The organism is Pedobacter sp. KBS0701 (assembly GCF_005938645.2).
GTDB lineage: Bacteria > Bacteroidota > Bacteroidia > Sphingobacteriales > Sphingobacteriaceae > Pedobacter.
Genome location: NZ_CP042171.1, coordinates 2749940 through 2774423 on the forward strand (window position 1 = coordinate 2749940; position 24484 = coordinate 2774423).

Annotated in this window: 19 protein-coding genes; 12 read left to right on the forward strand and 7 right to left on the reverse strand. The window is 37.5% G+C overall.

All coding sequences use genetic code 11. The features are described 5' to 3' along the window. The first annotated feature begins 88 nt into the window (after nt 1–88). The 6 genes from FFJ24_RS11035 to FFJ24_RS11060 all read left to right on the forward strand — a co-directional run bounded on the left by FFJ24_RS11035 (nt 89) and on the right by FFJ24_RS11060 (nt 8616). Nucleotides 89–424, forward strand: coding sequence for a MerR family transcriptional regulator (locus FFJ24_RS11035; protein WP_121284799.1), 336 nt, complete (start codon nt 89–91; stop codon nt 422–424). 149 nt (nt 425–573) lie between these two features. Further along, nucleotides 574–2805: a helix-hairpin-helix domain-containing protein gene (locus FFJ24_RS11040; RefSeq protein ID WP_246862794.1), complete on the forward strand. Its 2232-nt coding sequence runs from the start codon at nt 574–576 to the stop codon at nt 2803–2805. A gap of 3 nt (nt 2806–2808) precedes the next feature. Beyond that, the gene (locus tag FFJ24_RS11045) at nt 2809–4899 is read left to right on the forward strand and encodes a ComEC/Rec2 family competence protein (RefSeq protein ID WP_138821552.1); all 2091 of its coding nucleotides are present in this window, start codon (nt 2809–2811) and stop codon (nt 4897–4899) included. Nucleotide 4900: 1 nt separating this feature from the next. Further along, nucleotides 4901–5677, forward strand: a complete 777-nt coding sequence (locus FFJ24_RS11050) for an enoyl-CoA hydratase/isomerase family protein (RefSeq protein WP_138821553.1) — start codon at nt 4901–4903, stop codon at nt 5675–5677. 24 nt (nt 5678–5701) lie between these two features. Continuing rightward, nucleotides 5702–6349, forward strand: coding sequence for a DUF4412 domain-containing protein (locus tag FFJ24_RS11055; RefSeq protein WP_138821554.1), 648 nt, complete (start codon nt 5702–5704; stop codon nt 6347–6349). A gap of 98 nt (nt 6350–6447) precedes the next feature. Then, nucleotides 6448–8616 carry a S9 family peptidase gene (locus FFJ24_RS11060; protein WP_138821555.1) on the forward strand — a complete coding sequence of 723 codons (2169 nt, stop codon included), beginning with the start codon at nt 6448–6450 and terminating at the stop codon, nt 8614–8616. A 34-nt stretch (nt 8617–8650) separates the two neighbouring features. On the opposite strand, the gene FFJ24_RS11065 is transcribed toward FFJ24_RS11060, so the two are convergent. After that, on the reverse strand, nt 8651–9361 hold the full coding sequence (locus FFJ24_RS11065) for a DUF3307 domain-containing protein (RefSeq protein WP_138821556.1): 711 nt from the start codon (nt 9359–9361) through the stop codon (nt 8651–8653). Beyond that, nucleotides 9361–9972: a SatD family protein gene (locus FFJ24_RS11070; protein WP_138821557.1), complete on the reverse strand. Its 612-nt coding sequence runs from the start codon at nt 9970–9972 to the stop codon at nt 9361–9363. The genes FFJ24_RS11065 and FFJ24_RS11070 overlap by 1 nt, the downstream gene beginning before the upstream one ends. A gap of 155 nt (nt 9973–10127) precedes the next feature. On the opposite strand from FFJ24_RS11070, the gene FFJ24_RS11075 reads away from it, so the two are divergent. The 4 genes from FFJ24_RS11075 (at nt 10128) to pdeM (ending at nt 16186) form a co-directional block, all read left to right on the forward strand. After that, nucleotides 10128–11156 carry a ligase-associated DNA damage response exonuclease gene (locus FFJ24_RS11075; protein ID WP_138821558.1) on the forward strand — a complete coding sequence of 343 codons (1029 nt, stop codon included), beginning with the start codon at nt 10128–10130 and terminating at the stop codon, nt 11154–11156. 2 nt (nt 11157–11158) lie between these two features. Continuing rightward, entirely contained in the window at nt 11159–12748 is a 1590-nt protein-coding gene (locus tag FFJ24_RS11080; RefSeq protein ID WP_138821559.1) for an ATP-dependent DNA ligase, read from the forward strand. 248 nt (nt 12749–12996) lie between these two features. Continuing rightward, on the forward strand, nt 12997–15474 hold the full coding sequence (locus FFJ24_RS11085; protein ID WP_138821560.1) for a ligase-associated DNA damage response DEXH box helicase: 2478 nt from the start codon (nt 12997–12999) through the stop codon (nt 15472–15474). A 73-nt stretch (nt 15475–15547) separates the two neighbouring features. Continuing rightward, the gene (pdeM, locus tag FFJ24_RS11090; protein ID WP_138821561.1) at nt 15548–16186 is read left to right on the forward strand and encodes a ligase-associated DNA damage response endonuclease PdeM; all 639 of its coding nucleotides are present in this window, start codon (nt 15548–15550) and stop codon (nt 16184–16186) included. Between the two features lie 3 nt (nt 16187–16189). On the opposite strand, the gene trxA is transcribed toward pdeM, so the two are convergent. The 5 genes from trxA to FFJ24_RS11115 form a co-directional block, all read right to left on the reverse strand. After that, the gene (trxA, locus tag FFJ24_RS11095) at nt 16190–16486 is read right to left on the reverse strand and encodes a thioredoxin (protein ID WP_138821562.1); all 297 of its coding nucleotides are present in this window, start codon (nt 16484–16486) and stop codon (nt 16190–16192) included. 161 nt (nt 16487–16647) lie between these two features. Then, nucleotides 16648–17262, reverse strand: coding sequence for a hypothetical protein (locus tag FFJ24_RS11100; protein WP_138821563.1), 615 nt, complete (start codon nt 17260–17262; stop codon nt 16648–16650). Between the two features lie 72 nt (nt 17263–17334). Then, the gene (locus tag FFJ24_RS11105; protein WP_138821564.1) at nt 17335–18696 is read right to left on the reverse strand and encodes a dihydrolipoamide acetyltransferase family protein; all 1362 of its coding nucleotides are present in this window, start codon (nt 18694–18696) and stop codon (nt 17335–17337) included. A 56-nt stretch (nt 18697–18752) separates the two neighbouring features. Then, a complete protein-coding gene (locus FFJ24_RS11110; protein WP_138821565.1) occupies nt 18753–19997 on the reverse strand; it encodes a competence/damage-inducible protein A in 1245 nt (414 codons plus the stop codon). A gap of 4 nt (nt 19998–20001) precedes the next feature. Continuing rightward, nucleotides 20002–22572: a putative LPS assembly protein LptD gene (locus FFJ24_RS11115; RefSeq protein WP_246862795.1), complete on the reverse strand. Its 2571-nt coding sequence runs from the start codon at nt 22570–22572 to the stop codon at nt 20002–20004. A 164-nt stretch (nt 22573–22736) separates the two neighbouring features. Here FFJ24_RS11115 and FFJ24_RS11120 point away from each other — a divergent pair, with 164 nt between their 5' ends. Continuing rightward, nucleotides 22737–23600 (forward strand): N-acetylmuramoyl-L-alanine amidase, encoded by an 864-nt coding sequence (locus FFJ24_RS11120; RefSeq protein ID WP_138822336.1) that lies wholly within the window; start codon nt 22737–22739, stop codon nt 23598–23600. Nucleotides 23601–23612: 12 nt separating this feature from the next. Continuing rightward, the gene (locus FFJ24_RS11125) at nt 23613–24389 is read left to right on the forward strand and encodes an N-acetylmuramoyl-L-alanine amidase (RefSeq protein ID WP_138821567.1); all 777 of its coding nucleotides are present in this window, start codon (nt 23613–23615) and stop codon (nt 24387–24389) included. Nucleotides 24390–24484 lie beyond the last annotated feature (95 nt).

Sequence of the window (24484 nt, forward strand, 5' to 3'; positions counted from 1 at the left end):
AAATTTTATTGCGTTAATAAGGAAAAATCGAGCTACATTTGAATACTTTAATTAAACGATATAAAACACTCATAATCAACTACAAAATATGCCGTATAAAGAAAGAGACATTAATAAAATGTATTATACCATGGGCGAGGTGACTGAAATGTTTAATGTCAACGCATCGCAGATTCGTTTTTACGAGAAAGAATTCGATATCCTTCAACCCAAAAAAAACAAGAAAGGTAACCGTCTTTTCACGCCAGAAGACATTGAAAACCTAAAAATCATTTTCAATCTGGTTGATGAAAAAGGTTTTACATTAAAGGGCGCAAAAGACTATTTGAAGAACAATAAAACAGGCGTTAGAGAGAATCAAAAGATTATTGATTCATTAGAAAAGCTGAAAAGTTTTTTAGTAAATCTGGCAGAAGAACTTTAGGTGCAATATTCTCATTATACATAGATTTCTATGCATTCGTTTAAATAATTAAAAAAATACATTTTTTGTAGTTTTTAATTATTTCCCTATATTAGAATCACCAATACAAAAATCACCCTATTTTTTATTAACCAGTTTAACCTCTGCTTATGAAAATATGGTATGTATTGTTGCCCGCCCCTTTTCCCTATTTTTTAGTTCCCAAAAAGCATTTGGGTGCCGGTTTATCTGTATTAGCCCGTAATGGACTGCTGCAAGCAAATCCCTTTAGAGATCCCCTGTTCCGTAGCCGGGATATGATCATCTCATGGCTCACTAACCTGTATAATAAATTTCTGATTGGAAGTGGTGATACATTTAAAATCTTAACTGTTGCCCTTGTAATGATTGGATTTATGGCAAATGCCCAAACCAACACACAGGAAACAGCTATACGTGATATTTTGGAAAGCATGGCTGAAAACCTCCCCGAGGATTACGATATGACCGAGTTGGTTGATATATTGGAGAAATATCGGAAACACCCAATTAACCTGAATCACACTTCGGTAGAAGAATTAAATACTTTGGTATTCCTGTCTCCATTACAGATTGGTAATTTCTTTACACATTTAACGGAAAATGGTCCGTTTGCAGATGTGCTGGAATTGCAGAGCATTGCTGGCTTTGATGTTAAAACGATTCAAATGCTGCTTCCATTCGTAACATTAACCAATATCACCGAATATCAGCAACTCAATTTTAAAAACCTCGTGCACGCTGGTGAAAATGATCTGATGATGCGTTTAGCGCAAACTTTACAAAAGCAACGAGGTTATACTGATTTACCTGGAAGCAGGTATTTAGGTTCGCCAGAGAGATTTCAGATGCGATACCGGTATCAATACAGTTCAATTTTATCGGCAGCCATAACTTTAGATAAAGATGCCGGAGAAAAATTTATCGGTAGGCCTTTTGATTTTTATTCAGGAAATATCGCGCTCTTCAAACTGGGTAAATTAAAAAAATTGGTTGTTGGCGATTATACACAGCAATTTGGCCAAGGCTTAACCTTATGGTCGGGTTTTTCTTTTGGCAAAGGACCTGATGTAACCAGTGTAGCTAAAAAAGATTTGGGTTTAAGGCCTTACAATTCTACCAACGAATATTCGTTTTTTCGAGGCGTCGCCGCAACAATTAATTTATTTAAAAATGTAGACATCACTCCTTTCATTTCGTTCCGCAATCTTGATGCGAGTCAAAAGTTAGATGCTGAAGGAAATTTAGTTCAGTCTACGATTAATCAAACTGGCTTGCATAGAACGCCTACTGAGATTAAGAATAAAGGTGTTTTGGCACAGCGCGTATTTGGTACAACACTTCAATATACCAAAAACGAACTTGCTATTGGTGCAATTGCTTATCATACCAATTATAAGAGTCGTTTTATTACGCAAACTGCGGCTTACGATCGGTATAGTTTCACAGGAAAATCGTTAACTAATCTGGGTTTATTTTATAATTACACCTATAAAAACATGTACCTCTATGGCGAGGCAGCAAAAGGTTTAGGTGGTGGGTTTGCCTATATTAATGGTGTACTCATTAGTTTGTCGTCATCGGTTTCTACAGCCTTAACCTATCGCAATTATGCTAAAGATTACCACAATTTCTTCAATCAGGCAGTATCAGAATCGAGCGAAGCCGTAAATGAAAGGGGATTGTATGCGGGCTTAAATGTTAACCCAAATAAACATTGGGCCTTTTCTTTCTATGGTGATTTATTTCGGTTCCCCTGGTTAAAATACCGTGTTGATGAACCTTCAAAGGGTTACGAAGTTTTAGCTCAGGCGATTTATATGCCAGGCAAAAACTTTAAAATATTAGTTCGGTTTAAATCAGAAAAAAAACAGCAAAATACCGATCTGGATGTTCCTATAAATTTTTTAGACCATGTAAAAAGAGATGGTTACCGGGCAGAGGCAAACTGGCAACTCAATAAGAATTGGCATTTTCAAAACCGGATAGAGGTTTCTCAATATAAAAAAGGAAGTGCAAATAGGGAATTTGGATATCTTATTTATCAGGATATTGACTATTCGCCAATGTTCGCTAAGCTAACCGGTAATGTAAGATTTGCCTATTTCAATACGCCAAGTTACAATAGTAGAATTTACGCGTATGAAGATGATGTTTTATACAGTTTTTCTTTTGGAATGTACAATGGAAGAGGTTTTAGAACCTACCTCAACCTAAAATACAACGTAGTTAAAAAATTAAATGTTTGGGTCCGATATGGGGTATTTGTTTATAAGGACGTACAAACAGTTGGTACTTATCTGGACGAAATTAAAGGGAATAAAAAATCGGAAGTTAAAATTCAAGTACGCTATCAATTTTAAACAATGTTTAAGACCGAGTATATTTTCGTCAGGATTTTAGTTCCTTTTATTTTGGGCATCTCTATTTTTTATTTCCTCCCGGCCTTAGCATATATTAAATGGTTGAACTTAACACTAGTTGTTGTTTTACTGAGCATTTTATTTTTAAACGTTACTTATAAAAGATTCAATATCTATCGTTACAAAGGTGCAGTTGGTATTTTGATTTACATACTTTTTTTCAACCTTGGCAGTTTGTTTTGCCTGCTTAATAACGAAAGTTTAAACCAAAATTACTTTGCAAAAACCAATTGCAATTATTTAAAAGTTTGGGTTAATGATGAACCTCAGCAAAACGGCAATATTTTGCGTTTTAAAGCAAAGGTAAGATCTGGATATCTAAAAGGTAAACAGATCGGCTTATCGGGCCAAATGCTGCTTACTGTAAAATTAGATAGCCTTAAACCCATCCAACTAAAATATGGCGACGAAATGATGATTCCGGTTAGCTATACTGAAGTGGAACCGCCATATAATCCGGCAGAATTTGACTTTAAAGCCTGGCTAGGTAGTCAAAATGTTTATCACCAGGCATTTATTGACCAGGATCATATAGTAAACACCAAAAATAATGTTGGTAATCCGATTATAAAGATGGCCTTAAACTTAAGGGAAAAGCAAGTAGCAACATACAGAACATTAATTAAAAGTGACGAAGCTTTTGCTGTGGCCTCTACCCTTATTTTAGGTTACCGTGCCGATTTAAGTAAAGAAACTTTATCAGCATATTCCAAAACAGGAACCATTCATGCCTTATCGGTATCAGGTGCACATGTAGCTATTATCTATGTCGTTTTAGATTTTATGTTCTTATTTTTGAATAAGAATCGAACATTGAAAATTGTTAAACTGTTGCTCGTCTGTACTTTGATTTGGGGATATGCTTTACTAACAGGATTATCGCCTTCTGTTGTTCGCTCAGCTATAATGATCAGTATTTTAATAACGGCTAAAGTTTTATCTAAGAAAACCAATAGTTATAATGTTTTAGCCTTTTCTGCATTTTGTCAACTCGTTTACAATCCGTTTTTAATCTGGGATATTGGATTTCAACTTTCTTACCTGGCCGTATTTGGACTAATTTATCTTCAGCCCAAAATCTACAACCTTTTTTATGCTAAACATAATTGGGTAGATAAATTATGGGGTTTAACATCCATGTCTTTAGCGGCACAAATAGTCACGTTTCCATTAAGCATTTACTATTTCCATCAATTCCCATTTTACTTCCTCTTTGCTAATCTTTTCATCACCCTTCCATTAATATTAATGATGTATTTAGGGATTGTAGTATTGATCCCATCATTCGGGTTTCTGGCGCCGGTTTTAGAATGGATAATAAATTATACAAATGCTGTACTAAAATGGATTGCCGATTTGCCGTATGCAAGCTTTTCTTCAATATGGATTAATCTGCTTGAATTTGCCTTGTTGAGCCTTTCACTAGGCTTGTTTATTTATGCATTAATAAAATTCAATAAACAACTTTTGTTCTCGTCTTTATTTCTGTTTATTTGTTATCAACTTTTGATTGTGCGCGATGATCTAAAGGTTTTTCACCAGAGAAAGATCATTTTCTTTTCCCTAAGAAAAAATTATGCGGCTGCATTTATTAATGGAAAAGAAGCTGTTTTAATTTCAGATTTAAATAGTGAAGATAAAAACTATGTTTTCTCTGTTCAACCAGCATTAGCCCAATTACAATTAAAGAAGATGTATTTTATTAATTTAAAGAAAGATACTGTTTTAAGGCATTTTACATTAAAGAACAACCAGATTACCTTTTTTCAATATAGGATACTCCTGGTTGATGAAAAACTGAACAATAAAAAGATAAATGGAGATGCTACCTTTTCGGGTATCTGGCTAAGTGGAAATACTAAATTTAATTTAGCCAAAATAGATGCTGGTATAAAATATAAAACGGCAATAATAGATGCTACCAATAAAGATTACAAAATCCAGATCTTAAAAAAGTATATAGAGAATAATAATAATATAGATGTACATGTTTTAAAGAAAAATAAAGCATATTTGGTGCAACTAACCCAATAACATGGAAAATTTGGTTTTATATCAGGTTGCTGAAAGAATAGCAACGATAACGATCAACAGACCCGAAAAGAGAAATGCGTTAAACCCTCAACTTATCGCTGAATTAACTGCTGCATTTATAAAAGCAACAGAAGATGACCAGGTAAAAGTGGTTATATTGAATGCAAATGGTGATGCATTTAGTGCTGGTGCTGATTTAGCATATCTTCAGCAATTACAGTACAATACATTCGAAGAAAATGTAGCCGATTCCAATCATTTAAAAAAACTATTTACAACCATTTATTATTTACCAAAGGTGGTTATTGCCCAGGTAGAAGGTCATGCCATTGCAGGTGGCTGTGGTTTAGCTACGATATGTGATATTATTTTTGCAACTCCTGAAAGTAATTTTGGTTATACTGAAGTGAAAATTGGTTTTGCGCCCGCTATAGTTTCCTGTTTTTTAAAACAAAAGGTGAGCGAATCTATTGTTAAGGAAATTTTACTAACCGGAAAAACTTTCTCTGCAAAGCAGGCACTTAAATATAATTTGATAAATTTTGTAACAAATTCATCCGAAATTCATCAAAATGTAAGAGAATTTGCACTAAGTTTGTGTAACGGAAGTTCTGGTAATTCATTAATGATTACGAAACAACTGATTACCCAAACTGTCAATCCGCACTTGGAAAAGAGTTTGGAAATTGCTGTACAGATCAATGCCCGGGTGAGAGAAAGTGAGGATTTTAAAAAAGGGATTTCTTCATTTTTAAAAAAAGAAAAAATTAATTGGTAAATAACTAAAAACTAAAATAAAAACATGTTCAAATCAATCAAAACTAGCGTTGTGGCTTTAATCTTAGTAAGTACTGCTATAATTGCCCATGCACAAAAGAAAGTTGCTGAAGGTACTTTGGTATTTGCTGTAACGGCTAATGGTACAACAACTGACGTTAAAACTAAATTTAATGGTAGCTTAACCAAAATAGAAATTGAAAATGGCCCTGCCATGGTTAATATCATTTCAAATACGGCAGATAAAACCGGATTATTATTAATTGATGTTCCCGTAGCTCAAAAACAGTTTGCAGTAAAGGTGAGCAAAGCAGAAACAGAAGCACAAGAAGCTTTATTACCAAAATATTCCGATTATAAAGCAACTGGCGAAAAACAGACAATCGCTGGATTTAATGCTGAAAAATATACCTATAAAGATGACAAAGGCGGATCGCATGAATTATGGGCAACAAAAGACGTTGACATTGCTGCAATTACCAGTGGCGGTTTCTTTAAAGGCTTAGGTGCGCTTCCTGTAAAATATTCGGCAGTAATTAATGGCGTAAATTCAGACCTTGTTCTAAAATCTCTTTCTGAAGCCAAAGTAGGTGCCATTAACACTGAAATTCCTACCGGTTACGAAGTAGTAACTATGGAAGAATTGAAAGCAATGCAAGGTGGTGGTGAATAATTAGCCAATTCAAGGTAATTTACAGCTTTTTAACTGCAGGCTTTTTATTTAAATTAGCCCAAAAGTTGAAAAGCTTTTTTTATGTCCAAAAATTATATATGATTAAAAGATTATTATTTAGATTATCAGTTGCTTGTATAGCATTTTTTTCACTAATTGATGCAAAGGCTCAAAATATCAATTGGGCAAAAGATGGTAACTCCTACTATCAGATTGCAAGCGGAGAAATTATTTCGGTTTCCCTCCCTAAAAGCGATAAAAAGACAATTATTTCCAGAGCATTATTAACGCCAGCAGGAAAAGATAATGCCATTGCGGTAAGAAGTTTCCAATTGTCGGACGATGGTACAAAAGCACTGATCTACACCAACAGTAAAAAAGTTTGGCGTTATGATACCCGTGGCGATTACTGGCTGGCTGATTTAACCGCTAACAAGATTATCCAGATTGGAAAAGATAAACCGGCATCATCTTTAATGTTTGCTAAATTATCACCAGATGGAAGTAAAGTAGCTTACGTAAGCAAACACAATTTATATGTAGAAAACATTGACGGAACCGGCGCTAAAGCCTTAACTACTGATGGCACAGACCGAATGATCAACGGTACCTTTGATTGGGTTTATGAAGAGGAATTCGATTGTCGTGATGGTTTTAGGTGGAGTCCTGACGGGAAATCTATTGCATATTGGCAAATTGATGCAACCAGGATCAAAAACTTTTTGATGATCAATAATACTGATTCGATTTATCCTTATACCATCCCGGTTGAGTATCCAAAAGTTGGCGAAAATCCATCTGTTTGCAAAGTTGGTGTGGTTGATATCGCTACTGCTAAAACAAACTGGTTAAACGTTCCGGGCGATAATATCCAGCATTATATTCCACGGATGCAGTGGGTACCAAACAGTAACAACATTATTTTACAACAGCTTAACCGGGAGCAGAACGAAAGTAAGGTATTTATCTGCAATGCCAGTACCGGAGATGCAAAAGCGGTTTATACTGAAAAGGCAAAAGCCTGGATTGATGCGCAGGATGAATGGAAATGGTTAAACGATAATAAAGAATTTACCATCGTATCCGACAAAGACGGTTGGAACCATTTGTACAGAATCAGTATTGATGGAAAAAAAGAGACATTAGTTACAAAAGGTAACTACGATATAATTGATTTGAAGCTGATTGATGTAAAAAACAATACGGTTTATTTCCTTGCATCGCCAACAAATGCCACTCAGAAATATCTTTTTAAAACTAAGTTAGATGGCAAAGGAAAATTAGAGCAGGTTACCCCTTCTATCCTGCCTGGAACGCATAATTACGATATTTCACCTAATGCTGCTTTTGCACGCCATACCTACAACAGTTCAATTGTAAGACCAATTACCGAGTGGATGAATTTTACTACAGGTAATCCATTTACAATGGATGGAAGCATTACTACCCAATTATCAAAACAGGAAGCGGCTAAAAACAAAGTTGAGTTTTTCAAAGTAACCACCGAAGATGGCATTGAAATGGACGGATGGATGAAAAAACCTGATAATTTTAATCCTTCGAAAAAATATCCGGTTGTGTTTTATGTTTATGGTGAACCTGCTTCGCCTACAGCATCAGATACTTATGGCGCCGGAAGAAACTTCTTATATGCTGGCGACATGGCCAAAGATGGTTACATCTACATTTCAATGGATAATAGAGGTGCTCCTGTACCAAAGGGAAGTACCTGGCGTAAAAGCATTTATAAAAACATCGGCATTCTTAACATCCGTGATCAGGCCATGGCAGCTAAAAAACTATTGGCTACCAACGCTTTTATGGATAAAGACCGTGTAGCCGTTTGGGGCTGGAGCGGTGGCGGTTCGTCTACCTTAAACCTGATGTTCCAATATCCTGAAATTTACAAAACAGGTATTGCTATTGCAGCAGTTGGCAACCAGTTAACTTACGATAATGTTTATCAGGAACGCTATATGGGTACACCTTTTCCAAGTAAAGAAGCTTATGTAAAGGGCTCTCCTATTACTTATGCCAAAAACTTAAAAGGAAATTTATTGTACATCCATGGTACGGGCGATGATAACGTACATTATCAAAATGCCGAAATGTTGATCAATGAACTGATCAAAAACAGAAAAGTTTTTCAACTGATGAGCTACCCTAACCGCACACACAGTATCTCTGAAGGTGAAGGAACAAGCGAGCATTTATCGTTAACCTACACCAAGTTTTTAAAAGAAAACTGCCCTCCGGGAGCAAAATAGAAAAATTTAAAAAGCAGCTTTCGGGCTGCTTTTTTTATGCAATAAAACTTTGGGTAAGCATAGCGGTTACAATAGCTATCCCGAAGCTTAATAAAGTTCCGATCAGTACATATTCGGTTAGTTTCAGATCGTGTTTTTCTTTCAGATCGCCAAACCTGAATATCGATTTTGCGGCAAGTAAAAAACCAACGGCCTCAAAATGACTGGTAAGTATAAACAGAAAAATTAACGTCCTTTCCAATATCCCAATGTATTTACCCGCATTCTCTAATGATTTTGGACTATCGGGCTGATTATCCGGGATCCATTTAGCAATGATCACCTTCATTACAATTGATGTAGGCATGGTTAAAAACAGAGCGCCTGAAACTAATACCCAGGTATGCGGATCATTTAAAAAACCAATATCCAGGCTTCCTTTGTAGAAAAGATGCCATACCGCTACAATCGAGCTAAAATGTAAAACCTGATCAGCAAAAAAGAGCATACGGGCATTTTTATTGGTCTGAAAGATGGATTTCAGCGCATCAATAATCAAATGGATCACACCTATTGTTAATGCCGTTTTCCAAACATCAAAACTTAAAAAAATAACAAATATCAGGGCCACATGTACCATTACATGCAAATAGAGTTTGGTTGATTTTAATTTTTTTCTTTCCTTATCTTTTACCCAGGCATTTGGCTGCAAAAAGAAATCACCGATTAAGTGGGCAATAATAAGCTTGATTAAATAGATATCCATTATTTCAAAATCGTTTGGTTCAATTTTTTACGGTAAAGCCTGTCCATTTCCATTATTTCGGTATAATGTGCGCGTTTTAGCGCTTCGCTTACCGAAGATTGCGTTCTGCCTGAAATGGCTGCAAGTTCGCTTTGTAACAGGTTTTCATTTTCGAGCGCAAGTTTTACCATTTCTGCGGCTACTACCCCCCAGCTGTCCATGGCAATTAACGACAGTTTAATTACCACATTGATTTCCTCGTCAAAATCAGGATAATCTGTTTTAATGGCTAAATTGGTTTTGGCTTGTTTTAAACTGTCAAAGGCTGCCCCCGAGTTAATAAAGGCATCTCCACTTGATTCAGAAAGCTTTTTACGCTTGTTTTTTATCCCACCAATACCAATGCCCATCCTTACGTCGGCAGGTTTATTTACCCTTATACATGCCTTTAAATAAGCAGCAACCTTAATTGCATTTTCTGGTTCCACCTCAACCTGAAAACTATCTCCACGAAAGATTTCCCACTTACCATGTTGCCCTGAAGTTGCTTTTAATGCTGTTTTTAAGCTCAACAACCAGCTGTCTTTAATCTTTCTAGAACCTACAATATCACCTGTTACAATACAAATCATATTACAATATCGAACTAATTATTCATATTACAAAACTAATATCGGGTAATTAGCCGATATTTTGATTTATCGGGTAATTAGCCGATATTTTAAATTATCGGGTATTTACCCGATATTGATTTAAAACTAATCCATAAATTTATTGTTTACTAGCTATGGCATTGATCGAATTTACCAAAAGAGGCATTTACTGTAAGCAGGGAGATTTTTATATAGATCCCTGGTGGCCCGTAGATTATGCCGTAACTACACATGGGCACAGCGATCATGTGCGGTTCGGAAACAAATATTACCTCTGTCATACTTTAACCAAGCCCATCATCAAACGCAGGATCAGCGAAGATTTAAACGTAGAAACACTGCAGTATGGAGAAAGCATTACCCGTAATGGCGTAAATATTTCGTTTTTTCCTGCCGGGCATATTATTGGATCGGCACAGGTACGGCTTGAATATAAAGGCGAAATTTGTGTGATTTCTGGTGATTATAAAATTGAAGATGACGGCATTACCGTGCCATTCGAACCCGTAAAGTGTCATTCTTTTGTTTCAGAAAGTACTTTTGGTTTACCTGTTTACAAATGGCAAAAACAGGAAATTGTTTTTAACGGAATCAGGAACTGGGTAAATGACAATATCAATCAACAGAAAACAAGTGTATTGATTGCCTATAGTTTGGGTAAAGCGCAGCGTTTAATTAAAAACCTGGCTGGTGATATTCCTATTTATGTACATAACAGTATTGCCAACCTCAATGAAGTGATTATAGAAGCTGGCGTAAACCTTCCAAAAACCATCAGGATTACCCCCGAAACCACTAAAGATGAATTACAGAAAGGAATTGTAATTGTACCGCCCGCCATGCGGGATAGCCGTTGGATCAAAAATTTATCGCATCCGGTTACTGGTATATGTTCTGGTTGGATGCAGGTACGGGCACACCGCCGCTGGCAAAGTGCCGATGCTGGTTTTGCACTCAGCGATCATGCCGACTGGCCAGGTTTAATGGAAGCCATTACCGCGACAGGTGCCGAAAAAGTTTATGTTACCCATGGTTTTACAGCTGCTTTTAGTCGCTTTTTAAATGATGAAGGTATAGAAGCCGCAGAAGTTTTAACCAGGTTTGGCCAGGAAGATGATGAAGAGAACAAAGTTGATTTAGCTGAGCAAAACGAAAATAAATAGCCATGAAACGTTTTGCTAAACTGATCCAGCAGCTCGAACTGAGCAATAAAACTAACGATAAAATAGCGGCCCTGGTTGATTATTTTAACTATGCCGACGATAAGGATAAAGTATGGGTAATTGCCTTATTTACTGGCAAAAAACCTAAAAGGCCAATTAAATCGGCTTTACTAAAATTTTGGGCAATAGCCATTACCGAAACGCCAGAATGGTTATTTGCCGAAAGTTATTCAAATGTTGGCGATTTAAGCGAAACCATTGCTTTGTTGTTGCCTCCTGCCGAAAATACTTCGGATCTCCAATTGCATACCTGGATAGAAGAGTTGCACGACCTGGAAGGTAAAGATGATGAAACCAAAAAATATTTCATTTTAAGTGCCTGGAACCAACTCGAAACCCAGGAACGTTTTATTTTTAACAAACTAATCTCTGGAAATTTCAGGATTGGTGTTTCCAATAAAATGCTGGTAAATGCACTGGCTAAACAGAGTAGTTTAGATAGTGCGCAGATTATGCACAGCATCATGGGTAAATGGAATCCTTATGAAATTACCTTTCACGAACTGATCAATGGTATCCATGTGAATACAGATAACTCCTGGCCTTACCCCTTTTGCCTGGCTTATGCTTTAGAGCAGGAACCTGAAAAACTGGGCGATATTTCAGAATGGCAGGCCGAATGGAAATGGGATGGAATCCGCGGACAAATTGTAAAACGGAACGGCGAACTTTTCATCTGGAGCCGTGGCGAAGAACTGGTTACAGAGCAATTTCCAGAACTACACTTCATGATTGATGTTTTGCCCGACGGCGTAGTTTTAGATGGCGAAATTTTGGCTGTACAGGATAAACAGGTGTTGTCATTCAGTACATTACAACAACGTTTAAACCGTAAAACAATTAATAAAAAACAACTGGAAGATGCTCCTATTGGCTTTTTTGTTTATGATATTTTAGAATATGAAGCCAAAGATTTCAGGGAAAAACCTTTAAGCGCGAGACGAAAAATATTGGAGCAATTGATTGGCGGATTAGATGAAAGTCCGGTGATCATATCTCCGGTAATCAATTGTAGTACATGGGAGGAGCTAGCCGAATTAAGACAAACTTCGAGATCGATCAATAGCGAAGGGATTATGCTCAAAAAGCTGAGTTCCCATTACCACAGTGGCAGGAAGCGCGGCGATTGGTGGAAATGGAAAATCAATCCATATACCGTTGATGCAGTAATGATCTACGCCCAAAAAGGAAGTGGCAGAAGGGCAAATTTCTTTACCGATTATACTTTTGCTGTTCGCGATGGGGAAAGCCTGGTAACCATTGCAAAAGCCTATTCAGGATTAACAGACAAAGAAATTAAAGAAGTAAACAGTTTTGTAACCCGTAATGCGATTGAGAAATTCGGGCCGGTACGTACGGTAAAACCAGAACTGGTTTTCGAAATTGCTTTTGAAGGAATTGCGGAGAGTAAACGGCATAAAGCAGGTTTAGCTTTACGTTTTCCACGTATATTGCGGTGGCGGAAAGATAAAAAAGCAGATGAAATTAATACACTGGAAGACTTGAGGCAATTGCTGCAATCAACTTTGTAAGGTATTTTAAAACCTGAGAGGTTTTGAAGATGCTCGCTGCTGTCAGGTTTAGCCTATATAGGTTTGCCTGACGATTTTAAACCCGACAGCAGCGATACCCTTTTTTGCTAGACATGATTAACATTACAAGAAGTATCACAAAAAAGATAAAGCGTTTGGCGGGGCTGCTGTAACCGAAGGATTGCTATTATTGCTTTTCAAAACACTAAAACTTATCAATATAAAACCTACAAGGAAATAAATTGCGCATGGACCAAACCAAAACCAAAGGCTATAAAAAGATAAAATCCTGGCTAAAGGCGAATAAACGCAGGCCTTTTCAATTTCAGGAAGATGCCTGGCAATATTATCTTAATGGCTACAGCGGTTTGGTAAACGCACCTACAGGCTTCGGAAAAACCTTTTCGTTATTTTTAGCGGTGGTAATTGAGGCTTTAAATGCATCAGAAGCCAGTAACAAAAAAGCAAAAGATCGCTTACAGTTGATCTGGATTACCCCACTCCGCTCCCTGGCCAAAGATATTGCGAGAGCCATGCGTGAAACTTTATTAGAACTAGAACTGGATTGGCATGTAGGTGTACGCAATGGCGATACCTCGCAGGCAGAAAAAGTACAGCAGAAAAAATCGATGCCTGAAATTTTATTGATTACCCCTGAAAGCCTGCACCTGTTGCTGGCACAAAAGGGTTCTTCACCCCTGTTCCGGAATCTTAAATGCATTGTGGCTGATGAATGGCATGAACTTTTGGGCAGTAAACGTGGGGTATTGGTAGAGGTAGCCGTTTCGCGGATTAAAGGTTTGCAAAGATTAGAAAAAAACCAGTTCTTAAGGATTTGGGGGATTTCGGCGACCATAGGCAATATAGATGAGGCTTTAGATGTATTGGAACCCAATTTAGAAGCTAAACGCATCATTGTTAAAGCCGATCTGGAAAAGAAAATCGTAATTAAATCTATTATACCCGACGATATTGAAACACTGCCCTGGGCAGGGCACTTGGGCTTAAAATTGGCTTATAAACTTTTGCCGATCATCGAAAAAAGTAAAACCACCTTAATTTTTATCAATACCCGTGGACAATCGGAAATGTGGTACCAGCATTTGCTGAATATAGAACCAGAACTGGCAGGACGAATCGCCATACACCATGGATCGATAGATTTCGAGTTGCGTAACTGGATTGAAGATGCCCTGCATACCGGGAAACTCAAAGCAGTTATTGCAACTTCTTCTCTAGATTTAGGCGTAGACTTTAAACCCGTTGATACGGTTGTTCAGGTAGGTTCGCCAAAGGGAGTAGCCCGTTTTTTGCAAAGGGCGGGGCGCTCTGGTCACTCGCCGCACGAAACTTCAAAAATCTATTTCCTACCCACCCATGCACTTGAACTGGTAGAAGCAGCAGCCATTAAAGAAGCGGCTAAAACAAACAATATAGAAAGCAGAGAGCCTTTTATTATGGTGTTTGATACATTGGTGCAGTACCTGGTTACATTGGCTATAGGCGACGGATTTGATGATAAAATTATTTACGAAGAAATTAAAAATACCCACGCTTTCAAACTTATCCTCCCTGAAGAATGGACCTGGGTAATGCAGTTTATTACCTCTGGAGGAGATAGCTTAAGTGCCTATACCGAATTTAAAAAGGTAATTAAGGATGAAGATGGGCTTTGGAAAGTGAAGAGCAGGCAACTGGCCATGCGGCACCGTTTGCACATTGGTACTATTGTGAGTGATGCGATGCTTAAGGTTAAATTCATTTCAGGTGGATACATTGGTATGGTGGAAGAATATTTTGTTACCCGTTTAAAAGCCGGCGATAATTTCCGTTTGGCAGGGCGGGTTTTAGAATTTATCCAGGTAAAAGACATGACGGTTGTAGTAAGGGTAAGCAAGCAAAAAAATGCCATTTCGCCAAGCTGGAACGGTGGACGCCTACCCTTATCATCCAATTTGGGTTCAGTATTACGTAAAAAATATAATGAAGCTTTAGATAAAACCCATCAGGATGAGGAACTGGATTCTGTTTACCCATTGTTCCTATTGCAGGAGAAAAGATCTCATGTACCTAGAAATGATGAGTTATTGATCGAACTGATCAATAATAAAGAAGGCTTTCATTTATTTGCCTATCCCTTTGAAGGACGTTTGGTACACGAGGTTTTGGCGGCATTGGTCGCCTATCGTTTAAGTAAACTGCTTCCCATCAGTTTTTCTATTGCCATGAACGATTATGGTTTCGAACTGTTAAGTGAAACAGAAATCCCTATGGATGAATCGATTGCCTACGAAGTTTTCTCTCCTAAAAATTTAACCGAAGATATAACGCTAAGTATTAACTCCACTGAAATGGCCAGACGAAAATTTAGGGATATTGCCTGTATTTCAGGACTAGTTTTTCAGGGTTACCCGGGAAAATACGTGGCGAACAAACATCTCCAGTCATCGGCGGGTTTGTTTTTTAATGTTTTTAGCGATTACGATAAACATAATTTACTTTTGCGGCAGGCTTATGATGAAGTTTTTTATCAGCAACTGGAAGAACCCAGGTTAGCAGCCGCTTTAGAAAGGATTCAGAATGGAGCGGTTATCATCACCAATCCGAAAAGTTTTACGCCACTATCTTTTCCAATCAAAGTAGACAGTTTGCGTGAGAATATGAGTTCAGAAGAATTGGAGCAGCGGATTGCCAGAATGAAGGCCGAATCTGAAAAAATTAAATAAATACATCTTCTTGCAGCCCGTCGAAAATTAAAAGATCCTTCGACAAGCTCAGGACGACAATAGCATAAAATAAATGACCATTATAAGCCAGGGTGAAGAACTGATTTTAGATAAAGAAAGGGCTTTATTTTTACCCAAGCATCAACTTTTAGCCATAAGCGATTTACACCTGGGCAAATCGGCACATTTCCGGCAAGCAGGTTTACAAGTGCCTGCAACCATTGCCCAAACCGATTTACAGCGCCTAAATTTACTCATTAAGCATTATCATCCAAAAACATTGTTGATTAATGGTGATATGTTCCATCATGGCTTAAATACAGATATTGATGAATTTGCCGAATGGAGAAAACAATACCAACAGCTAGATTTTTTATTGGTTAAGGGGAATCACGACCGGCTATCCCATGCGAATTATGCTGCAATGGGCATCAATATACACGAGCCCAGTTTTTGCTTAGGTCCATTTTGCTTTATACACGATGCACCCAATTGTACGGAAGAAGAATTATATCCCATCAGCGGCCATATCCATCCTGGAGTTACCATTGTGGGGAAAGCAAAGCAAAGACTGAAATTTCCCTGCTTTTATTTCGGTACTGATTATGCCGTACTACCAGCTTTTAGTTTGTTTACGGGTCTTTATAATATTTATCCAAAAACAAGTGACCGTATTTTTGCAATTACACCAAAAAGTGTAGTAGAAGTTTAATGTTTAAGCGTGTGCATCAATCACCTGCTTCAGTTGTGATGCTTGTAAAACACCACTTTGTCGCCAAACCTGCTTTCCTTTTTTGAACAGAATTAAAGTAGGAACGCTCTGAACGTTGAAGGAAGAAGCGGCCGGTTGATTTTTATCGATATCTACTTTAATAATCGATACTGAATCTCCCAACTGCGATTTTAATTGTTCCAGGATCGGTTTCATCATTTTACAAGGACCGCACCACTCAGCAAAAAAATCTACCAATACAGGTTTATCACCGTTAATTAAATCTGAAAACTTAGACATGATATTTATCTTTATTTAGAAACAACAAAAAATTGGATTGGTTTTTAACGAAAATTCGTCATTTCGAACGGAGTGCAACGCAGTTGAGAAATCTATAATAGATCTCTCCATTTCGCCGTGCTTCAGTCGAGATGACGAATTTTGGCTAATCATTCAATTGCTTAAGCGCTCACCGGCAACTCTGCAGTTAAGGCAGTAACCCAATTATCAAATAAGTCTGTTTCGATTTTAATTACTTCGGCCGCATGATTTTCCCAATCGTAAGAAAAGTTAACCAATTGGTTCATCATTTCTTCCAAATGGCCTTCTTCTTCCAGGATAATCGATTTTACATTTACCTTACTTTTTGCCTCATCTAGAACTGCTTGGTATATCGGATAAAGTTCGTCAGCACGTACTTCGATGGCATAGGTAACAAATAGATACGCCGCAAATTTTAAATCGTAACCGGATAAATTAAAAACAGCTTTTAAATAACGGCAAACCGCTATATCCAAAGCATGTAAATAGTATTTGGTATGATTTGGAGAAAGCAGCTCGGCATTGGTGTAGGTTTTACAAAGCGCCTCATCAAGCTTCGAAATCTGCTTTTTTAAATAATAAGCATGGCGATGTTCTTCTGCTGCGTGTTTAAGAATAATCAGGTTTACATTCTCTTTATGCTCAGAAGATGAAATCTTCTTTGCACCTGCATTTTCCATATATGATAATGTATTTAACCATTTGGCGTGCAATACATTATCCGAAACTATCGATTTTAAATTTGAAGCTAACATTCTTAATTGTTAAACTAATAAATTGTTGGTATAAAGCCAACTGAAAACTTTTAATTGAAAACTGTAAACTGACTAAATCTCCCTGTTCAGGTCCCAGCTTTCTAAATAATCGGCTACCCTGCGCACAAACATACCACCTAATGAACCATCTACTACCCTGTGATCGTAAGATAAAGAAAGGAACATCATGTGCCTGATTGCAATCACATCACCGTGTTCGGTTTCTAAAACTGCCGGTTTCTTTTTAATGGCACCCACAGCCAGTATCGCAACCTGAGGCTGATTGATAATCGGTGTACCCATTACATTTCCAAAACTACCTACATTGGTTAATGTAAAGGTCCCACCTTGGGTTTCGTCTGGCTTTAATTTAGAGTTTCTGGCTCTTGTGGCTAAATCGTTCACTGCTTTTGTTAAGCCAACCAAATTTAACTGATCGGCATTTCTGATCACCGGAACAATTAAATTTCCACTTGGTAAGGCAGTTGCCATACCAATATTGATATTGCCTTTTTTAATGATTTGTGTTCCGTTAACCGAAACATTGATCATTGGGAAATCTTTTATGGCTTTTGCAACAGCCTCTACAAATATTGGTGTAAAAGTTATTTTTTCGTTTTCACGTTTCTCGAAACTGTTTTTTACTTTATTGCGCCATAAAACCATATTGGTTACATCGGCTTCTACAAACGAAGTTACATGCGGCGAGGTGGTTTTACTCATTACCATATGATCGGCAATCAGTTTACGCATCCTGTCCATTTCTATAATTTCGTCGGCACCATTTACACTGGTGGTAGAGGTTTTATTTGAAGATATACTTTCAGAAACTGGAGCAGATTTATTTACTGTTGTTTCACTTGCAGGAGGTGCAGGTGGGGCTAACGTGACTGTGAGCATCTTAGTTGCAAAGCTTCCTCCATTTTTATTAGCAATATAATCCAGCAGGTCATCTTTATTTAAGCGGCCATCAGCACCAGAGCCTTTTATAGCATCCAATTCTGCCAACGAGATATTTTCCTGTGCGGCAATACTTTTCACCAATGGAGAATAAAAACGTTCAGAAGCGCTGAAATCAGTTGCTACCGCTTTGTTTTCAGATGGAAGCTGATCAATACCAGGAATGGTTTCTACTTTTTGTTCCACTTTTGGTGTTTCAGCAACAGGTGTTTCAATAGCGGGATTATCTCCTCCTGCTGTTTCAATAATGGCAATTACATCACCCACCTGAGCAACTTCATCAGCAGCAAATAACTGTTTTACCAATTTACCGGCAACCGGAGACGGAACTTCAGAATCTACCTTATCAGTAGCGATTTCCAGAATGGTATCATCCAAATCAATAGAATCACCTGGTTGTTTTACCCATTTAATCACCGTTGCTTCCGCAACACTTTCACCCATTTTCGGTAACAATAGTTCGTATTGAGCCATATTAAATTACAGTATTTTATATTGGTAATGCTACAAAAATACAGTTTTTATTCTTTCTAAACTGTTTCTTTAAGGAGATTTAATAACATGGTCAGTGCTGATGCAGCAGAACGCTCGATATTTTGAATCCGTTTGTTACTGAAATTAAACAGCTTAGCTACAGTTTTGTGTTTTGAAGAAATTGCAATCCATACTGTACCAACCGGTTTATCTTCTGTTCCACCCCCCGGGCCTGCAATGCCACTAACCGCAATTGCATAATCTGTTTTGAAATGTTTAATGGCGCCTTCTGCCATTTCTGTTACAGTTTGCTCACTTACTGCACCGAAAGTGTTCAAAGTACTTTCTTCTACACCAAGAATAGATTCTTTAAGCTCGTAAGCGTATGCTACCGCCCCACCCCAATAAACCGAAGAAGAACCAGGATGTTGTGTAATTAAATGTGCAATGTATCCACCCGTACAACTTTCTGCGGTGGATAAAGTAAGCCCTTTACTTTTCATCAGGTTCAGAATCGCTTTTTCCAGGGGAATATCTTCATCAGATACCACAAACTTATTTACTTTTGAAATAATCTGCCTGGCGTAAACCTCAACCTCTTTATGTAATTCTGCTTCGTTATCGCCTTTGGCTGACAAACGTAAACGTACTTGCCCTAATTTTGGCAGATATGCCAATTTGATGTGCGCCGGTAAGTTATCTTCTATTTCCTCAATCTCTTTGGCCAGAAATGATTCGCCTATGTTTGCCGTGAGTATGGTTTTGTGAACAATAAACGGCAACTTAAATCTGCTTGTAATTCTGGGTAGGATTTCGTCATCCATCAGGTACATCATCTCGTAAGGCACACCTGGCATTGATACAAAAATGGTATTGTTTTGTTCAAACCACATGCAGGGCGCTGTACCATTTTTGTTTACAATAACTTCACAACCATCAGGAACGTCGGCTTGCTGAATATTGATATCCAATAAAGGGCGATTGTATTTTTCAAATATCTGACGAACCATTTCCAATGCAGCTGCATCGTTACGGAAGCCCATATTAAAATACTTTGCCAAAGTTTTTTTGGTAATATCATCTTTGGTCGGACCAAGGCCACCTGTAATTAAGACAATATCTGTGCGTTTTTCAGCAAGTTCGAGTGCTTCTAAAATATGTTGCTCATCATCAGAAACTGAGGTAATCTGCTTCACGGAAACACCGATCAGGTTTAACTGTTTGGCCATCCAGGCAGAATTGGTATCCACAATTTGGCCAATGAGAATCTCATCGCCAATGGTAATAATTTCGGCTAGCATAAATTTATCGGTATGTGCTGTAAAACCCTTGTCTTTTACTCAATTTCAAATCCTGCAATATTGATGCCTTCACTTTGATGGTTACCGAATAACTTTTGTAAGCCCCGTAAGGAACCCAGTTTACACTCATATCCCAACAATGTAAATCGCGGTATATGGCCAGGTTCATCGGCGTTAAACCGTTATTTTTAAAATCGTAACCGGAGTTAAACGTAACCTTCCATTTTGGGGTTAAGTTAACATCACCATTAAAGTTTAAGGTATTTGAAGTTGTAGTGGTATTTCCATCATTAGAATACTGGAAACTATAAGAGAACGAGAAATTCCATGGAATGTTAAAATCAACAAATGCATTCGGATCCCGGCTTATGGCCGCCAGTTGTTCAGACTGTATATCAGTCAGGCCTTTTTTCTTGGATGCTTCCCCTAATTTGTCGTTAGCCTCATTCTTCCGTTTTAATGCTTCCGGATTTAAACTGTAATCAAACGAGAAACCAAAGCTGGTTAACCGAGGCAGGAATTGATTCCTTTGGAAAAATAAGCGGTCTTCTCGTATTTTAAGGGTTTGACCATTAACTGTTGTATCTTTTAAAGCATACGGATCTAATGTTCCGTTGTAGTTTATACCTAATTTATCAGTAAACTGCGATCGGCCGCTAAAACCAATGGTGGATAATTTATAAGATGGCGCCAGGAAATTATAGGAACCGCTAAAACTCAAACCCTGGATAATTGGAATCTTTTTTGAGCCCGTTCCGGTTGTATCATTCTTATTCCTCACCTTTAGTTCGACTGTATTATCCAGGCCAAAACCAATAGATGCATTGGGGCCGCCAAAAGATCCTGGCTGTGCCATACCATCAAAAATGGAATATTTTAAAGGTTGCCCACTGACATAAATTTGATTCCCGTTCTGATCTATTGCTGGTCTAAAAGGCCCTGCTCCTGCTTTGGTAAAATCAGGAGAATAAGAGAAAGATACATTTGGTGTCATTACATGCCTCAATGCCTGTATTTTACCAGCCGGATTAAAATCTCTTCTTCCGTAAATTTTAGTCGAGATACTTGTTGACAAACTATAACTACCTGCTCTCTTAAAGCCACTGATGGTATCTTCTCTAAAAGAGTAAGTGTTATCGGCATAACTGGTATATCTTCTGTTTACATTCTGGAAATTCCAAACTTCGTTGTAGGTACCACCCAGGCTAAAGTTAAGGTATTTCAACGCTGTGAACGACATATTTATAGGAATACTATGCGAAAATCCACTCCTTAAACGTTTTAAACCATCATTTTGAAAAAGCAAACTATCAAAAGTATCAATTCGGTTTGTTCCCTGTAAGCTGTAACCTACCGTAATTTTTTGATACCATTTTTGCTCTCCCACAGCATTTTTGGGACTAAATGGGTTAAATGTAGGTACGTTGAATGTCATTTCAGGTAACCTAAGCGATATTGCTCTTGTACTTAAAGTCTGATCACTTGATGCAGCCAAAGAGAAATTCATACCGTTCGAATAAGCCTTGGCATAACTAATACTACTGCTTGTTGAGTTGGTGGCAATGGTGTTAATATCGTAAGTTGTACCTGCTGCAGTATTTTTATAGTATCCCTTTCTTCCTGTTGATACCAATCTTACACTCGCGCTGAATGTAGTACCGGGATTGGCATTGGCATTTTGGCTATGGCTCCAGTTGATACTAAAGTTTTTGGTGGGGTTTTTAAAAGCCTCAGTGCCTTCTAAACCATCTTTAAAACTGGAGTAAGCTAAGTTGATATTGCCATTGTATTTATATCTTTTGGTATAATTACTCAATACACTTGTTTCATAAGAACCATTGGTATAAATGGAACCTAAAAGTTTAGCATCCCAATAATCGTTTAATCCGAGATAATAACCACCATTTTGCAAGAAAAAACCCCTTGTTGCATCTTCACCTGGCGTAGGAAGGATTACACCAGATGTTCGTTTATTTGGTTTAGGAAAAAATGCAAATGGTAGGCCCAGGAAAGTAGGAATATCTTCAATAATCATGTAGACTGGCCCGGTAATAATCTGTTTCTCCGTTACCACCCCTTTAGAAATCATTAATCCAAAATGCGGATGCGGAAGATTACAGGTACTGTACATTACATTTTTAATGTGCAGTTCATCGTCTATTTGCTTTTTACTTTGTCCACCAGAGAAGAAACCTCCTTCCTGCTCAGAAAAAACACCATATACTTTGGCCCGGGTTGTTTCTGAATTGTAAAAAATAGAATCTGCTATGGCGGTCCCTTCTGCACCTGATTTAAAGATCGGTTTACCGGTATATCTACCAGTTTTTGGATCTTTAACACCCCGGGCGAAAATAGAATTTTGCTTTTTATCATACCTGATATAACCCGCATCTAGCTCAAAATCACCATATACCACCCTTGCGTTTCCATATAAATAGACAATACTTTTATCGGCACTCATTTTTACCGAATCCTCTGCTTTGTATTCTACTTTCTGGTCGATACTACTGTTATTTTTACCTGTCTTTTTAGTCGTATCCTTTTTGGTTGTGTCTTGCTGGATGATTTGTTGCAATGAAAAATGAGAAAATGCGTTAGCTTTACCAACAACAAGTGTTAATAAAATGACAGATATTAGTAAAATAGAGCTCTTAAGGAGTTTCAAATTCGTGTTTGAATGTTATTTTTGCACAGATGTTTAATCAAAAACGTTCAAAATTAGTGAAAAATATACCATTGATGTATCTTAAATCCATTTTAACAATTATTATTTATTTAGTGTTATCAAATTCATTTGATAATCAGGCGTTTGCACAAGAATATAAAATTAAAACAATTGTGATCGATGCCGGTCACGGTGGTAAAGATGGTGCAACTCACGGTGTGTATTCGAAGGAAAAAGATGTTGCACTTAAAACGGCATTAAACCTTGGCCGCGCGCTTCAGGATAGTTTGAAAGATATTAAAGTGATTTACACCCGTGAGTCGGATGTATTTATTCCTTTATATGAACGTATCAATATTGCAAATAATGCAAAGGCCGATTTATTTATATCCATTCACTTGAATGATATGCCGGTTAGGGTATCGAGAGTGGTAGACTATTATAAAAAAGTAAGAGGCAGAAAAGTACCTGTTTACAGAACCGTTACCTCTAAGAGTACTTCAACAAGGGGAACAGAAACCTTTGTATCTGGTACGAGACGTTTAGGTGAGCAGGATGAAGTGATCAAACGTGAAAATGCATCGATGTTTCTGGAAGAGAACTATCAGAAAAACTATGAGGGTTTTATTGCGAATACCCCTGAAAGCGATATTATGTTATCTTTAATGAAACAAACCAATAGAGATAGAAGTTTAAAGTTTGCTTCGATGCTTCAGCAAGAATATGTTAATGCTGGCCGTATCAACCGGGGCGTACAGGAGAAAAGCCTTGCCGTTCTGGCCCGTGCAGCAATGCCTGCCGTATTAACAGAAATAGGTTTTGTGAGTAATCCGGAAGAAGAAGACTATATGAACTCTGCTGAAGGACAAAACGAAATTGTGAGTGGCATTATTAAAGCGATTAAGAATTATAAACGGATAGCCGAAACATCATTTTAAGATCCCGCATGCATGAAGATTAAACTTCTGATTACAATACTTTTATTTTCGTTACTGGTTGCTGAAAAAGTATCCGCTCAAGGTTATAAAATCAGAACAATTGTTATTGATCCCGGTCATGGTGGCAGAAAACCCGGAGCCTCAGGTAGTTTTTCGAAAGAAAAGGATATTTCGTTAAAGGTTGCATTGAAATTAGGTGCATTATTAAATGATGAAATGCCTGAAATTAAAGTAATTTTCACGCGTAAAACAGATATAGATGTTGATTTATATAAACGGGCGGAAATAGCGAATGAAGCTAATGCAGATCTTTTTATATCTGTACATTGTAATTCAATGCCTCCGGGTAATAAACATATCAAAGGAGTAGAAACATTGGTTGCAGGATCGCACCGGTTAAAGGAACAAGATGCGGCCATACGTGAGAATGCCGATATTAAACTGGAAAAGAACTACAAAAGTAAGTACGATGGTTACGATCCAGGTAACCCGAGTAGTTTTATTCTTTTATCGCTTTTAAAAAATACCTTTCGAGACAAAAGTATTAGATTTGCCAAACTAATACAGAACAGTTATATCAAACGGGATGAACGTTTTAGCCGTGGTGTTAAAGAACAGGGCGTTTTGGTATTGCAACGTTGTGGTATGCCTGCAGTTTTAACAGAAGTAGGTTTTATCTCAAATACAGAAGAAGAAAAATATATTAATTCGCAGAATGGACAGAACGAGATCGCCAATTCTATTTTGGAAGCAATAAAAACATACAAAAAAAATATTGAAGTTAAATAAGTGGCATTATAAATGATAGTTATTTTAACTTTGAAAAAAATATAAATCGGATACCAAACAAATAGTGCCTCCTTTATGTATTTATAGGGTTTAGC